The sequence below is a fragment of the Alteromonas sp. 4NH20-0104 genome (assembly GCF_057547795.1).
Genome location: NZ_BAAJLP010000022.1, coordinates 15,857 through 31,320, shown reverse-complemented (window position 1 = coordinate 31,320; position 15,464 = coordinate 15,857). Strand labels below are relative to the sequence as shown.

Sequence of the window (15,464 nt, the reverse complement as noted above, 5' to 3'; positions counted from 1 at the left end):
AAACAGGTACAATAGCGTTTTTATTTAATCACTCATGTTTTCATGCCCACCGACAAGACGTTAGCCGCGCTATCTGAATGGCGTGCTTCCCATCAGCATACTCAGCTTGCTCACCGACAGTTGCTGGTAGTCAGTGGCACCGCTCAGTATTGTAAAAACGTAGTAAAGCACCTGTTCAGTCTGTGCCACGACGATACGCTGCTGCTGGGAAAAACGCTATTTCCTGAAAATACGTCCCGGGGTATGGGGGCCTATCGCACCATACTCGGCACTGAGTACGCCCTGGCGGTGGTTGATAGTTTTGAAGCTTTTCGTCCCAATGCCATTCTGGCTGTTGCCGGCACGGTCACCCAAGGCGGATTACTGGTACTGTGCTGCCCTGACTTTGCCCATTGGCCTGCTTATCAGGAAGTCAGTACCAGCCATTATTTAAGCTATGGAGAACAACTTCAGTGCAGTGTTCTTCGCACTGCCATGATTGAGCAGTTCAAAACTGATCCGAGCGTGGCCATAGCGCGGGAACACCACCCCCTAATTTTACCCCAAATCAGGCTTGCCAGTGCAAGACCAGAAACGACGCTCCCATTTAAGACTACGGAGCAACAGACACTGTTTACGCGCCTTACCGCGGATAAACCCGTCCACAATGCCTTGCTGACTGCTGACCGGGGCAGAGGCAAGTCGACCTTACTTGGTATGATTGCCGGGCACTGTCTGGCCATCCAGAATAAGTCTGTCATGCTTACCAGCCGGTATGCTGAATCGGTTAGTCAGGTGTTTGCGGGATTATTATTAACCTGCCCCAAAGCCATCCGCACCGACCGGCACAGAATGGTTTATCAGGATACGTCCTGTCAGTGGCTGCCGCTGGACCATCCCGCGCTGACGACTTTAGATGATACTGACGTCCTGCTGATTGATGAAGCGGCCAGCATTCCTGTTCCACAACTTACCGCGCTTTGCAGTCAGGCGGGCTCTGTATTGCTCAGTTCAACCATGAGAGGTTATGAGGGCTCAGGAAGAGGCTTTATTACCCGTTTTATACCCTGGCTACGTCAGCATCGCCCGGATATTGAACACCACGAATTGCTCAGCCCTATTCGTTGGTATGAAGGCGACCCCGTGGAACGATTCTGGTATCAAGCACTGTGCCTTGAAGACGCCCGACCGGCAGCCGCTGAAAAGGGCAACGAACCAATCAATCAAGTCAGCCATTATCAGCCACTGGTTAAACAGCAATATCATGACGCAACGGGCCGTCAGTTATTACCACTGCTTATGCAGGCTCATTATCAGACCACCGCAGATGAGTTGGTTCGACTTTACGACGCACCAACCAACAATACCCTGTTGGCCATGGCAGATAAAGAAGTCGTCGGCGTAATCAATTATCAACAGGAAGGCGGCGCGCTGTTGCAGGACGTAGCCACTGGAATAGCCAGCGGCGCCCGACGGGTCAATGGCCACATGTCAGCACAAGGCTTAAGTGTATTACTTGCTTCAGCCAGTATCGCAACTGCCACTTTCTTGCGAATTAATCGCATTGCAGTCCTCCCCCGATACAGACGCCAGGGCGTGGCCAGCAGGCTAATCCATCTACTGGCAGAGCAGGCCCGGCAGGCTGGCATTGATGCCCTGACCACATCATACGGTGCGACACCCGAGTTAACCCGCTTTTGGCAAACTAACCGGTTTCTGCCAGCCAAACCTGGTTTAAAACGAGACGCTTCGAGCGGTGAATACAGTTTACTAATGGTATTACCTCTGAGTGAGCGCATTGGTGTTGAACAGGCATTGATAACACAGCGATTTAGTCAGGAGTTATTACTTCACCCGGCTGCGGATACCTTTGGTTGTGGCAGTGCTGACACCGCCTTTAACCTCAATGATAAAATCAAGACCTGTTCTGTGAACATCCTGCACCAAGTGGTAAATGGCAGCCGAAGCCTTCAGCATGCCCGAGGCAGTGTTGCTTGGTTTGTTAAGACCCAAACCACTAGTCACATGAACGCAGAGAGCATAGCGGTAGTCACAGACTTTATTTCTGAAGTTAACGCAACGGATGCATTAGCCCGGCGTTATAAATTAAGTGGTAAACGTGAAACGGAAGCATGGGTGACGAAGCACCTGAGCCGTTTACTGGAAGCTTACTAGCGGGGTTATTGAAAGATATCAGGGATAAAAAAAGCGCCGTTAAGGCGCTTTTTCAATTAGATATTTATACCGCGGTTCTTCGCTTTTTGCTTAATGTAAGGTTCCCAGGCATTCGCATTTCTACGTAATGTCTTGTCCTTCTTAGCTTCTTTAATATGCTCGTAGGCTTGCTTGAAGTCTCCGGCATAGAAGTTAGCTTCCATTAAACTAAAGTGAACTTTGCCCGGGTCTTCCACGCCACGTTCCAGAGCTTTTGAAAGGGCAGTAATTGCACCTTTGTAGTTCTCTGCAACCAGCAGCAGTACGCCCTGCTTACGGTAAAATTCTGGATCAGACGACATCTCAGCCGCTTGCTGATAATACTGTGCAGCAGTTTCATATTCCATTGCCTGGTGATAGCTGTTCGCTACAGACGCCAGATTCTCTGCTGTTTTCTCAATTTTGCCATTCGCAATATTCTCCGCCAGCACTTTGGCTGAACGATAAGGCATATTGTTTGTTGCATACAATTGAGACAACATTTTTATCAGGTTTGGTTTTTCTAAAAACCCTTGGCTGTAGGCAATTTCTAATGTCGATAGTGACTTTTTATAGTCTTCGATCATCAGATAAAACTGGCCTAACTGAACCCACCACTTCCCTTCTTCTGGGAACGTATTAACGATGTCTTCCGCGACGCCAACGGTCTCTTTGTACATCTTACGCTCATAGTAAGAAGATAACTTCAGTACATATGGGTTCTTGTTTGGCTCTTCATACAATGCGATAGCTTTGTTAGCCGGATCGATCAGCTTGTCGTATTGCTTCAGCTCGTAAAAAGCGTTCGCCATACGGGTGTACACTTCAGGATCTTCTTTACACGTAAAGTCTAAATAAGCCTGATAGTACTTAACCGCCTGTTCGTATTCCTTTTCCTGCAGACTAAGGTCAGCAACCAGTTTGAGCGTTTGTGAATGCTCAAGGTCGTTTAACACCTTAGTTTCAACTGAGGACACCAGAAGGGCCAGGGCTTTTGGCCCCATGCCGTCTTTAGTGGCCATGATGTTACCGAGGAAACGGTTAACATAAGCTTCGTCAAAGTCTTCCTTTGCTTCTATCTCAGACAGGATTGTAATTGCTTCATCAATCAAATCTTCGTTATAAGCCTCGAAAGCTTTTTGTACTTTTTTACCTACACGCTCACCAACCAGATTGGTTGTACCTTTCTCGTAGCCCGGGCACACCACAGGGGCTGAGCTTTGCGCTGCGGCTGGCAACGCAATAGCTGAGCTTAAAGTGAATGCCGCTACTACCAGTGACTTTTTAAACATTGTGGATTTCAACATGATTATTGCTCCAGTTTAAAGTCTAGTTGTACAAACATATTTGGTTGCTGAACAGGCTTACCGTCTACGATCTTAGGCTTGTATTTCCACTTCGCCAGAGCACGACGGGCTTCACGGTCAAAGATACGCTTCGGATCCGCATCGATTACATCGATATCGTCAACCGAGCCATCTTCCATGATAGTAAACTGGAGTTTAACCCAACCTTCTTTACCATCACGTGCAGCCTGCGGCGGGTATTTAGGATCGATACGAACGATAGGTGTAGCATCACCATCACTCTGCATCGCACCAACACCACCAATGTTTACACCAACACCACCGGTATCAACACCTGGAATATCCAGGCTGAATCCGTCAGCATCCGGTTCAGCTTCTTCCGGCTCAACAGGCTCCATTTTTGGCGGCTGTTGTGGCGGAGGAGGAGGAGGTGGCGGAACACGAGTCCGTGTTTGCGTATCCTCTTCTGGCGGCTGCATAACGATATCGATAACCGGTGCATCCGGAATTTCATCAACCGGACGCGCTGAGTTCTCAATAAGTTTAGCCATTATTACGAACAGACCAAAAGCGACGGCTGCACCGATAACAATAGAGGCGATAATTCTACCCATACTAGTTCCTCGCAGCTACTGCAATACGGTCAATGCCTGCGGCTTTGACCTGGTCCATAACTTCAACAACCACCCCGTGTTTAGCCTTAATATCAGCCTGTATAAACACGTAATCAGTTGGTTGCTCCGTAAGTAATCGCTCTAAGTTTGCCCTGACGCTGTCAACAGACACCTCGCGTTTATCTAACCAAACATTGCCATCTTCGGTGATCGCAATGAAAATGTTAGCATTTTTATGTAAGAACGCTCGGCTCGCATCGGGCTTGTTAACTTCTATACCGGCTTCCTTAACGAAAACCGTTGTCACGATAAAGAAGATCAGCATGATGAATACGATGTCCAGCATGGGCGTCATATCAATCGCTGCATCTTCCTCTTCGGTTCTGACTTTTCGAGCCATAATCTCTCTCTCTAATGATACGGCAAGCTATCAACTAGCTTTTCCCGCGCAATCTTAACCTTCGCTTCGAGACGAGTACTGATAAACAGCCCTGACAGCGCCGCGACCATACCCGCCATTGTCGGGATAGTTGCCATCGAGATACCACCCGCCATAAGACGTGCGTTACTCGTTCCTTGCGTTGCCATAGTCTCAAACACGCTGATCATCCCAGTTACAGTACCCAGCAGACCGATTAACGGACACATAGCTACCAAGGTTCGAATGATAAGCATTCTGGCGTTCAGGTTATCTGAAGCCTCGGAGATCCACGCTTCACGGATTCTATGCGCATACCATGACTTAGTATCTGCACGAGCGTTCCAATCCTGAATGATTTGCTTCTTCATTTTTGGAAACACTGACGTCAAATACCAGTAGCGCTCAATCATTAATACCCACATGAGAAAGAGCGCGGCAGCAACAGCGTATAACACGTCACCGCCGGTAGCGATAAAGTCCCTGACCGATTCCCATAATCCAATCAGGTAAACCATATTATGCTTTCTCCGACTCTGCGTGAGCAGCAATGATGCCTGCAGTCTGCTCGTCCAGGATATGAACGATCTGCTTGCTCTTAGAGGCAACGATGCTGTGCGTCAGGATTAATGGCAGTGCTGCAATAATACCTTGAGCGGTAGTTACAAGTGCCATAGAGATACTTCCTGCCATCATACGTGGGTCACCAGTACCGAACAGAGTGATGGTTTGGAAGGTAGCGATCATACCCAGTACTGTACCTAACAGACCCAGTAACGGTGCGATTGCCGCAAAGATTTTGATTACGTTGATACCTGAATCAATGCTTGGCAGTTCACGCAAAATGGCTTCGTCAAGTTTCAGTTCAAGGTTTTCAGCGTCAACATTTTTGTTATCGCTATACACTTTCAGGATACGACCCAGTGGGTTTTTCTCTGAAGGAGCAGAAGGATTTTTCAGCTGTGAACGAATCTTACCACCAACCAGAGTCAGGGTGATCAGTTTGTACAGACCGATTAACAGGCCAATAGCCAGCATACCAGTGATTACGTAACCTACTACGCCACCCGCGTGATAACGCTCAGACATAGTTGCTTTTTGCTTCAACAGACCTAAGATTTGGCCACGTGAAGGGTCAGCATAAAAAGGAACGAAACCAGAGCTAGCTTCACGTGCATCTTTCGCTGCAGAAACCAGATAACCGTCTGGTTGACGACCAAGAGGCTGAACGATGTCGTTCTCGTCGTCGTAAGTCAGGTAACCTTCGTCACCTACCAGGTTAAATGTACCAACACGCAGAACTTCCTGAGAGTTAGTACCACCGTCCAGGTTAATTACGTCAGTAGTAAATTTAACTACTGAACCCTGTTCAGTCATTTCAGTTTGCAGTGAAATCCACAGTTCTTCCAGTTCGTCAATGTTAGGAAGACCTTTAGATTCTTCAGACATGCGAGCCAGGAAGTCGTCACGGCCAGGATACTGAGCACTTACGATTGACGTTGCGATACGGCCGTAGGCTTCAGAAGATGCCTGACGTACCACACCAAACATCTCACCTAAAGTACCGGTAGCCTGTTCCAGTTCAGCAGCTTTATCGTTCAACGTTACTTCGTTGTCAGAAAATTGCTGTTGCAGACGATTACCACGGTCTTCTTCAGCTTTTAATTCAGACTGAGCTTTACGCAGTAAGGCTTGCTTATCAGCACGGGCAGATTGGAATTCTGCTTCACGCTGTGCGTTGATTTTTGCTTCAGACGCGCGGTTAGATTTTACAGAGTTCAGCAGGTCTTGCAGAGATGCCGGCTCCTGAGCTACCGCAGTTGAAGACATAACCGCTACCGTCGCAGCGGCGAGTAGAGATTTAAATACTGGTTTCATTAACGCTTACTCCGCTGCTTTAATTGGAAGTTTGATAAGTTCTGCTGGGACCAAACCGTTAGCCATTTTCACAGCTTCGTTTACAGAGCCCAGGTACTCGTCACCAAGTGCTTCCCAAGAACGGGTGTCATTGTTCCAAACCCAAGCATGCTTTTGGTCCAAAGACAGAGCAAGCATTGCAGTACGGCCAAGGTTAAAGAAGTCAACAGTCACAGCCGTGCCGTTGTCATCCAGAGTTCCCTGGTAAGACGCGATACGCGTGCCGTATTCAGTTTCGATTAGGTATGCATCAAGCACCTGACGGAACTGCTCGGAAACGGTTACATTCGAGTTAGCCATCAGGTCACGTAATCTTTCGATACGCTCTTTACGCTCTTCAAGACGAATTGGAACGTCCAGCTCGATGAATTTCTCGAGGCTGTCGATCATACGGAACATCAGAGGAACGATACCTTGTTTGGTATCTTCGATGCTGTCGATCTGTTTCTGTAGAGAATCAATACCACGCTGCTGGTCAGCGACTAAGCTTGCCAGGTAATCGTTGTAGATCTTCAGGTTTTCAGTTTCATCAACAACACCACGGTATTCTACTAACAGTTCTTGTGACTGTTCGAAAAGCGCGTTGATCTTTTCTTGAGATTTCGCTGCAGCCGCGTGAATCTTCGCTTCTTCGCTGTGAAGATCGCTCAGATTCGTTGCAGAGACGACTGCGCTACCAGTCAGTGCGAATGCACCCATCATAGTAGAAGCAATAAGAGTTCTCTTGCTCATTTTGGACATAGTTCCCAACCATTTTCTTATTTGAATCCTTGCGACTTGTAATAAAAATACTGCTTCGCAAGGGGCGTATAAAATTTATCTATATTTAGGAAGGTAGTATTTGCCAGACTGACACCAATACTACGAACGTCTTATAGTCACACGAGATCAATAAGGGAGTCAAGTAACAAGCTCTTTACACCCTTGATATCGCGTTGCGTTTGCTCAGTGATTAAACAAATCTGCTGCTCAACATATGTTATAAAACTTTCGAAAGTGTAAATAAATTACAAAAATTTCACAACAACAGTTAATCGATTATTAAATACTGACGACAAAGTCCGACCAGATACCTCTGTGGCGGATTGCTGACAATACTTACCATGATCTGTTAACCAACTGAATTTGGCATTAAAAACGCCCTGTGTTGCGTCCTGAACGACATTATTCCTGTCTTATCATTATTATTGCTGCATCATTATTTAGCAATTTGATAAACATCGTTCAACCCGAACATCTTATTCTAAGCATACTTACGTTGTATCTTTACAATACTTTAGGCTTAGATGATCGAGGTGATGGCGTGTGAAAAGCGAAACACTAACAGTGAAATCGTTCTAGTGGTGCTACTACACGGCGCAATGTTTATTCAAACGCCGACAATGAAAATGCTCTGATGCGCTGGTCGTATCTCTGGCCGGCAGGCCCGGATACCTTCATTTATTGATTTCCATTCACATCTGTATTTATCGTTACACAGCTTGATGCCGTTGGGGATGCTGTTTATCTCTGTTTTTAGTGAGTACGACTTATCGTTATTCGCAGGCGTAGCGCAGCAAAAGTTATCCGCCTGCAAACCATAGCGCGAGCTAAAGGTACACTACTGACCGCTAGCAGAAATAACCCATGCCAGTGGCTGTGGATTGCCAGGACTGTAAAGTTTATCAGCGACACTAAGAGTGAAAGTACTGCGCCTGAATTTTTCAATGACCTCGTCAAACTCGTCCTCAGCCAGGGCTGCATCAAGCATTGCCATCATCCGGCCCTGATAAGCTCCCAGTTCGATTGCCACATTCGATATCCAGTCGAGCACTTCTTTTAACGAATACTGACCGAACTCTTCATGCACATTAGCCAAATCATTATACAGTTTATATACAAACCCTCCGGCTGCGCCGGTACCAAATTCAGACATGATGTTCTCAAGAACGCTCAACGCCACACCGAATTGCTGCGCCTGAGCCTGATAAACCTGTCTCTGCTTGTCTCCGCCCCTGTGCAGTTCAGCACGGGCGGCAAAAAACTGTTTAGCCATCGGTAAAATATCCGCATCCAGAATGCTTCTTATTACGGTCAGATTGGCCTTGCTTTCGTGAAAAATGACGCCATTGTCGCAGTGCATAATTAAAGCGATGTTGCCGGTAGGGTTGACCACCCTTATGGCTTCATCGATAGCAGTTATACCCGCATATTCAATACCGAACTGACTGACAACAAGGTCGGTACTGTTATCCTGAACAGGAATGGCGTTGGCATCAGCAACCAACCCGGTAACATGTGGAAACCGGGCAGTGAGTTGTTGAATAGCGGCGGGAGACAAATCAAGCGAGGTTATCGCCAGTTGTTCTTCTGAATAAACCTGACCAGCGGTTTCTATAAGCGCCCCGTTACCGCCAGCGATATCGATAATATGGAGAGCCTCTTTAGCAGGACGGCCGGGAAGTTTGCGAAAAAAGTGTTGCCAGTAAGCGGTGATAGCCGGGTGACTAACGCCACCATCAGAGAAAGCACCTACGCCCCCTACTCCACTCCAGTACTTATCCCAGTCGTCAGTGTTTTCCCTGGAGGACTCAGTAAGTCTAGTCATTCGCTGTACCTTTTTATTGTTTTACTTTTCTGGTTTTCAGTTCCATTGCAGGTATTCTGGTTTACCTTTATTCAGGCAAGCCACAATACTAGGCAGGAGCCAGCACAGAAAACAATCTGCCAGCGATGAAATTCAACTAATTGATAATATTCCTTTTTGTTCTAAAAAACTTGCCAATGGTGCCAATTCGTTAGCAAAATGCTGCCACTTGCCAACCGAGCGGGTGTGAACTTTTTCCCTTACCTGTAAGGTACTGGCCGTCGCACTGGCAGCAGGATTGTTATAAAACTCCAGACACGCGGGATCAAAATTCATTCCCAAGCGGTCGAGCAATTGGCGGGTGGACGATTCTGGTGAGGTAACGAATTCCTCATACGACACTTCAATCAACCGATCGCCGAGTATTTCAAACCAGTGCTTTCTTAGTCTGTCATGCGCAGCATAATATTTTCCCAAGTCGTCCAGTGAATAAGAAAATTTGAAATAGGACTGCTTGAACATAGCGAAGCAAGCATCCAGCGGCTGGCGGTGCAAATATATCAGTTTGGCATTGGGGAATGCTTTGGCAATAAATCCCAACAATAAAAAGTTAAACGGATACTTATCGATAAAATGCGATTTGCCTGATAACCGGTATTTAACCATTTCAAGATAACGTTGAGCTACTGAATGCAGGTCGCTGTCTGCTGCCCGGGTGATCAAAGCGCTATCAATTTCATTAAATCGCTCAATACCGGCTTCATGGTTTATGGCAGTGGGAAAAAAGAACGTCTCATCGGCCGATTCTATCTCTGCGTGGGAAGCCAGCACACGCTCTATCAGGGTGGTTCCCGTTCTGGGCAATCCAACAATAAACACTGGCGTAGCGTGATTATCGCTGGCAGATTTAGTTGCTGGCACGGCACTGTTCACCCATTCCCGATTACACAGCCTGATAACGTCATCAATGGGGTTAATGTCATTATCAACGGTGTACTTCGCATTACTTAAAATGGCGCTGCCAGCTTGTTCATAATAACTAAAAGCTTCCTGCCATTGCTGTAAGTCCTCGAGCTCTTTACCGAGGGCATAATAAAGGTAGATATTATTTTGCGGTGGCTGTCCGTTTTGCTGCAACATCTGCCTCATCTGCTTAACGTGCTCGTCGTTTTCAGCGCGCTTCAGTTTTGAATAGTCATAATGGTGCTTCTGGAAATGAGGGTACTTTTTAATTAACCGTTGATAAATAGGCTCTGCTACGTCAATCCGGCCCAACAATACCGCGCATTCAGCAAGCCGGGCCAATATCGAGTCGGTTTCGGGTTGCACCTTATTGGCCTGGTTTAATGCCTGCCAGGCTCTTTCATGTAACCCCAGCCAGGTAAATACTTTGGCTGCCAGCAGCAAGTAATAAGAACTGTCAGTCAGCTTGGCCTGGTATTTATCCAGCAATTTGAGGGCGTCACTAAAGCGGCTTTGTGAAGTATACAGTTCTGCCAGTTCAATGGCTGCATCATGGCGAGCCTCGTCTTTTTCCAGCGCCGTTGTAAACTGTTGAATGGCCGCTGTGAGTCGCCGGGTGTTTTTGGCCACCATACCGCCAATAAAGAAGCCTTCCGCCGATTCGCTGAACTGCTGTTGCATCTGGCCGGCGATACTGGCGGCGCCCTGCCAGTTTTTCTGCCCGATGAGCATCCGCGCATACTGGCTGAATTCATGTAAGGATTGCTGAGTCATAATAATAAGGTAACGGGCTAAACGTTAATGCCGGCATTTTCCAGACGGTCTTTTAATGGTGTCAGTTGCTGCTCGAAACGACGCCATTTATCCACCGAATTTTTATGTGCTTTTTCTCTGATTTGCACCGAACTTGCCGTTGCACTTGGTGCATCGTTCTGGTCAAAATCAACACAGGCCTGTTCAAAAGGCATGTCCAGGCTGGCCAGCAATTGCCGGGTTTGGCCTTCAGTATCGTCAACCAAATCTTCGTATTTCACTTCGACAATCCGATCGCCCAATACCGTTTTCCAGTGAGTCATTAACCGGTCGAAGGCCACATAATACGTGGCCAAATCTTCCAGCGAATAAGAAAATTTATAAGCCCAGGTAAAAATTTGCTTATACATGGCAAAGCAGGCATCCATGGGGTTTCGATGCAAATACACTATTTTGCCTTGCGGAAAGGCTTTGGCAAAAAAGCCCAGATAAAGAATGTTAAAAGGCAATTTATCAATAAAATAAGCGTTATCGTGCAGGCGATAGGCCACCTGCTCCATGTAGCCATTGGCAAGAGCCGTTGGATCTTTTGTAACCAGCGCTTCGATCATTTCATTGGAAATTGGCTGCATACTTTGCACACCACTTTCACGGCGCAGGATCATTTGAAAGAATAACGTTTCACCCAGTGATTCGACCTGGGAATGGCTGGAAATAATCCGTTCACACAGTGTGGTACCGGTTCTTGGCAAACCGACTATAAATACCGGTTCACTCTGATTCTCAGCAGCACTTACGGGTTCGTCCAGCCATTCTTTATTACAACAGCGAATAATCGTATCGATTAACCCGATGTCTTCGTTAACATCATAGCGGGCGACAGAGCAAACCGCATCGCCGCCCTTTTTGTAGTACTCAAACGCCTCAGCCCAACGGCCAAGATCTTCATATTCTTTCGCTATAGCGAAATAAATAAAGATGTTTCTGTCTGGTGGATTATTCGTTTTTTCCAGCACATCAAGCATCTGAGATAAGTGCGATTCGTCCTTCGCCTTTTCCAATCGGGCTAACTGATAATGATTGCGCTGATGGTTTGGAAAACGCTGTAACAACCCCTGATAGATAGCTTTGGCTTCGGCAATTTTGCCAAGAAAAACGCCGCATGATGCAAGGTTCGCCTGGAATAGATCAACTTTTGGCTGCAAACTCACGGCTTGCTGGAAAAGCGGGTAGGCTTCTTCGGCCATACCGATGTCGGTATAAATAGTCCCGGCTAAATCAGAGTAAACGGAACTATTTGCCAGTTTATCCTGATACTGACTCAATAAGCTGGCGGCTTCGCCATTGCGCCGCGCTACAGAATACTGGTTTGCCAGTTCAATCGCCGCATCATAGCGACTGTCATCCTGCTCCAATGCGGCCTTGAAATACTGCAACGCAGTCGCCGGTCTATTCGAGACCCGCTCTACCACACCCGCCAGGAATAACCCTTCAGCATTATCAGGCTGCTGCTTTAAGATGGCTGTTGCCGACTCACTAACCCGGGCCCAGTCCTGTTGTTGGATGGCCAGTCGGGCTATTTGACTAAGCTGTTCGATATTTACATTCACCACACGCACACTACTTTTTATCGTTATTTATTTCGTTAGGTCTATCTAATCATTATTAGAAGAAGAAGCAAACACCAGAAAATAAAAAAGCCAGTGAGCAAAGTCACTGGCTTTTCTTAATTACTTACCTCGCAGTAAGTAAAAGTTCTCTTAGTAAGACCAGTTCAGTCTTAAGAAGTAACCACGACCGAACATTCTGTAAGTAGAAGGATCGGTTGAAGCGTTGAAACCACCATCAATGTATGGAGGAGCTTCGTCAGTCAGGTTGCTTACACCAGCAGTAATGCGAACAGACTCAAAGGCGTAGTTCACAGTTACGTCAGTGTAGAACTGAGAGTCGATTTTCTGCATGTAACCTTCAGGGAAGTACGCAGCAAACGGAGAGTTATCGTTATCTAACTCACCAATGTACTCACCCAGTAACGCAACAGACAGGTCGTCTTTAGTCCAGCGCAGTTGTACGTTAGCTTTGTCTTGTGGGAAGCTAGAGCCAACAAACATACCTGCGAAATCAACAACTTCACTTTCAGCTGTTTGCTGTGAAGTACGCTCTAACAGGTGCGTATAGATAACGGCGGCATTTAACTGACCCAGGTCTGATTCGTAGGCCCAGCGTACTTCTACGTCAACACCTTCAGCAGTGAATTCTGCCAGGTTAAGTTGCGTATCAACAATGTTGTTGATTGAGTAATCAGGGTTACGGGTAATCAGCGCACAAGCTGCGTCGTTTTGGTTCTCATAACAATCGCTCAGAATACGGTTTACACCCAGTGAAGTGATACCGTCTTCCAGTTCAACTTTCCAGTAGTCAGCGATGAACGTCAGGTCATGTTCGCCGATTGATGGAGAGTAAACGATACCAGCAGTAAAGGTATTACCTTCTTCTGGCTTGATGTCAGGGTTACCACCAACTTTCGCGTTAACCTGAGTATCTAACTGAACACCAACCTGGGCACAACCTGGAGGCAGAGGCTCACCAGCAGCAGGAATACAAGGGTCAACATATTGTGGGAATGAATCAACCACACCACCGAACAAGTCGCTGATAGTTGGTGCACGGAATACCGTACCGTAGGTAGCACGCAGTTTTAAGTTTTCAACTACAGTACCTTCAAGACCAACCTGGTAGGTAGTACCAGAATCAAACGCGTCCCAGTCATCGTAGCGCAGACCAACAGTCATGCTCAGAGTTTGTTCACCGTTGTCAAACAGAGGTGCGTAAATCTCACCAAATGCAGAGTTGTTTACCAGTGAACCTGTGGTGCTTGCACCAACGTTACCGGTGACTGCACCGATAGTTTTCGCTGAATCAAGGATGCTGTCGAGGCTCTGTCTCCAGTAAGCCCAACCCACAGACCAACCCAGCTCACCGCCTGGCAGGTCAAACGCTACGCCAGATAAGTTAGCACCGGCAAGGCGCTGTTTCTGAGTGATAGTATCAACTGTATCCAGAGATACGTAATCCAGCATGTCCTGCGTCAGAGTAGTAACGGTTGGGTTACCAGCGGCATCAACTGCACCACCACCAAACAGGTTTAATGGCACACAGCCCTGGATTAAGGTACCAGGATTATTGACATCGGCGTAACACTCAGGAATGCCGTCGCCATCTAAGTCAGCTGATGGGCCAAGGGCATTAAACAGGCGTGAACCCGCAAACTGACCGAAGTCACGGCTTACGTTGGCTCTGTGACCTTCACCGATATACACTTCCCAGTACATATCGTTATCCAGCTCACCTGTCAGCTCTGCATTCCATTGATACTGAGTGATGTCTTGCTCAAAACGACGATTGGTTTCAATCATACGACGACGTGGGTTAACCACTGGCTCGTAGGCTAAAGAAGTACCGTTTGCCGTGTTGTACGCATCAACAGCTCTTCTCAGGTAATAGTTATCCTGAGAAACACCAGTGAACGCAACGGTGTTACCGGTAGCTGGATCGTCATAGAATCCTTCGTACATTGGGTCACCGCCAGTGAATGGCAGTGGCGCTAATTGCTGTGCAGAAGTACGTTGGTTAGCGCGGAACTCAGCTTTAAACTGAACTGAGTCGCTTACTTCATAGTTTGCTTCAGCAAAGATGTTAGTACGCTTAAATGGCGTTTGAATGTAGTTAACCGGCGCGTAGTTATAAGTACGGCCGTCATGCGGCGTCATTAAACCTACTTCGTTAGGTGAAGAAGCCGGATCGCCAATCAGGAAAGTACCCTGGCTGTAGAAAGGCAGGCGAGATTCAGGAATACGCGAAGAACCTACCGGATAACAACCACCTTCTGGTGTACCGTCATAAGCTGCAGTTACCTGAGATTCACAGCCTGCAGGATAGATGTAGTAAGAGTTCTGCATGAAGTCCCAAGGCGTATCAGCCTGGAAAGCTTCGTCCTGATCTACACGTTCGATCCCGAATACGAAGTTACCTTTGTCGAAGGTCTGACCAAATAATAAAGACAGAGAATCCTGACCAGCGCCGTCAGTGTCGAACCAGTCTGCAGTTTGCAGCGTTACGTCAACACCTTCGAAATCTTTACGGGTAATGATGTTTACAACACCCGCTACCGCGTCGGCACCATATACCGCTGATGAACCATCTTTCAGGATTTCAACACGCTCAATCATGGCAGAAGGAATCGCCTGATAGTCACCGCCGTCAACTACACGCTTACCGTTTACCAGCGTCAGAGTACGAACTGCGCCTAAACCACGTAAGTTGATTTGAACGGAACCGTTACCACCGTTGTTGGTAGTAGTACCGATTGGTGAACCAGACATTGAAGGTAAGCTCTGGATAAAGTCACCTACGTCAGTAAGACCTGTTAATTCAAGTTCTTCTCTGCTGATTACGGTAACCGGGCTGGCTGATTCGAGGTCGGCTCTGCGAATACGAGAACCGGTAACTGAGATTTTCTCTACTGCTTTAGCTTCGGCTTCATCGGCTTCCTGCGCTAAAACTGCGTTAGGTACGATTACGGCCGACGAGGCCAAACCGAAGGCGCAAGCCAGCTTCACTGACTTAGCCAGTTTAGTATTTGTAAACATTAATTGTCTCCCTGGACCACTATTTACTTTTATGGTTGTCGCTTGATAACGACTTTTTTTAATAGACGCGGCACCTTTTTACAGACGCTACGCTACTTTAAAAAA

The 15,464-nt window shown here is 47.1% G+C and carries 11 protein-coding genes; 1 reads left to right on the top strand and 10 read right to left on the bottom strand.

Annotated features, from left to right (window positions below):
- Positions 1-42 precede the first annotated feature (42 nt).
- Positions 43-2,154, top strand: coding sequence for a GNAT family N-acetyltransferase (locus tag AC27IB_RS15595; RefSeq protein WP_487122050.1), 2,112 nt, complete (start codon positions 43-45; stop codon positions 2,152-2,154).
- Between the two features lie 56 nt (positions 2,155-2,210).
- On the opposite strand, the gene AC27IB_RS15590 is transcribed toward AC27IB_RS15595, so the two are convergent.
- From AC27IB_RS15590 to AC27IB_RS15545, 10 genes are all read right to left on the bottom strand, one after another.
- Positions 2,211-3,479 carry a tetratricopeptide repeat protein gene (locus AC27IB_RS15590; protein WP_296052850.1) on the bottom strand — a complete coding sequence of 423 codons (1,269 nt, stop codon included), beginning with the start codon at positions 3,477-3,479 and terminating at the stop codon, positions 2,211-2,213.
- A 2-nt stretch (positions 3,480-3,481) separates the two neighbouring features.
- Positions 3,482-4,093, bottom strand: coding sequence for an energy transducer TonB (locus AC27IB_RS15585; RefSeq protein WP_296052853.1), 612 nt, complete (start codon positions 4,091-4,093; stop codon positions 3,482-3,484).
- A gap of 1 nt (position 4,094) precedes the next feature.
- A complete protein-coding gene (locus AC27IB_RS15580; RefSeq protein ID WP_296052855.1) occupies positions 4,095-4,493 on the bottom strand; it encodes an ExbD/TolR family protein in 399 nt (132 codons plus the stop codon).
- A gap of 11 nt (positions 4,494-4,504) precedes the next feature.
- Positions 4,505-5,029 (bottom strand): MotA/TolQ/ExbB proton channel family protein, encoded by a 525-nt coding sequence (locus tag AC27IB_RS15575; protein ID WP_105934498.1) that lies wholly within the window; start codon positions 5,027-5,029, stop codon positions 4,505-4,507.
- Position 5,030: 1 nt separating this feature from the next.
- The gene (locus AC27IB_RS15570; protein ID WP_487122047.1) at positions 5,031-6,389 is read right to left on the bottom strand and encodes a MotA/TolQ/ExbB proton channel family protein; all 1,359 of its coding nucleotides are present in this window, start codon (positions 6,387-6,389) and stop codon (positions 5,031-5,033) included.
- 6 nt (positions 6,390-6,395) lie between these two features.
- Positions 6,396-7,160: a DUF3450 domain-containing protein gene (locus tag AC27IB_RS15565; RefSeq protein ID WP_487122045.1), complete on the bottom strand. Its 765-nt coding sequence runs from the start codon at positions 7,158-7,160 to the stop codon at positions 6,396-6,398.
- Between the two features lie 868 nt (positions 7,161-8,028).
- Entirely contained in the window at positions 8,029-9,015 is a 987-nt protein-coding gene (locus AC27IB_RS15560) for a class I SAM-dependent methyltransferase (RefSeq protein WP_487122043.1), read from the bottom strand.
- Positions 9,016-9,147: 132 nt separating this feature from the next.
- Positions 9,148-10,731, bottom strand: coding sequence for a tetratricopeptide repeat-containing sulfotransferase family protein (locus AC27IB_RS15555; RefSeq protein ID WP_487122041.1), 1,584 nt, complete (start codon positions 10,729-10,731; stop codon positions 9,148-9,150).
- Positions 10,732-10,748: 17 nt separating this feature from the next.
- Positions 10,749-12,323 carry a tetratricopeptide repeat-containing sulfotransferase family protein gene (locus AC27IB_RS15550; protein ID WP_487122039.1) on the bottom strand — a complete coding sequence of 525 codons (1,575 nt, stop codon included), beginning with the start codon at positions 12,321-12,323 and terminating at the stop codon, positions 10,749-10,751.
- A 147-nt stretch (positions 12,324-12,470) separates the two neighbouring features.
- Complete coding sequence (locus tag AC27IB_RS15545; protein ID WP_487122037.1) at positions 12,471-15,359, bottom strand: TonB-dependent receptor plug domain-containing protein; 2,889 nt, start codon at positions 15,357-15,359, stop codon at positions 12,471-12,473.
- Positions 15,360-15,464 lie beyond the last annotated feature (105 nt).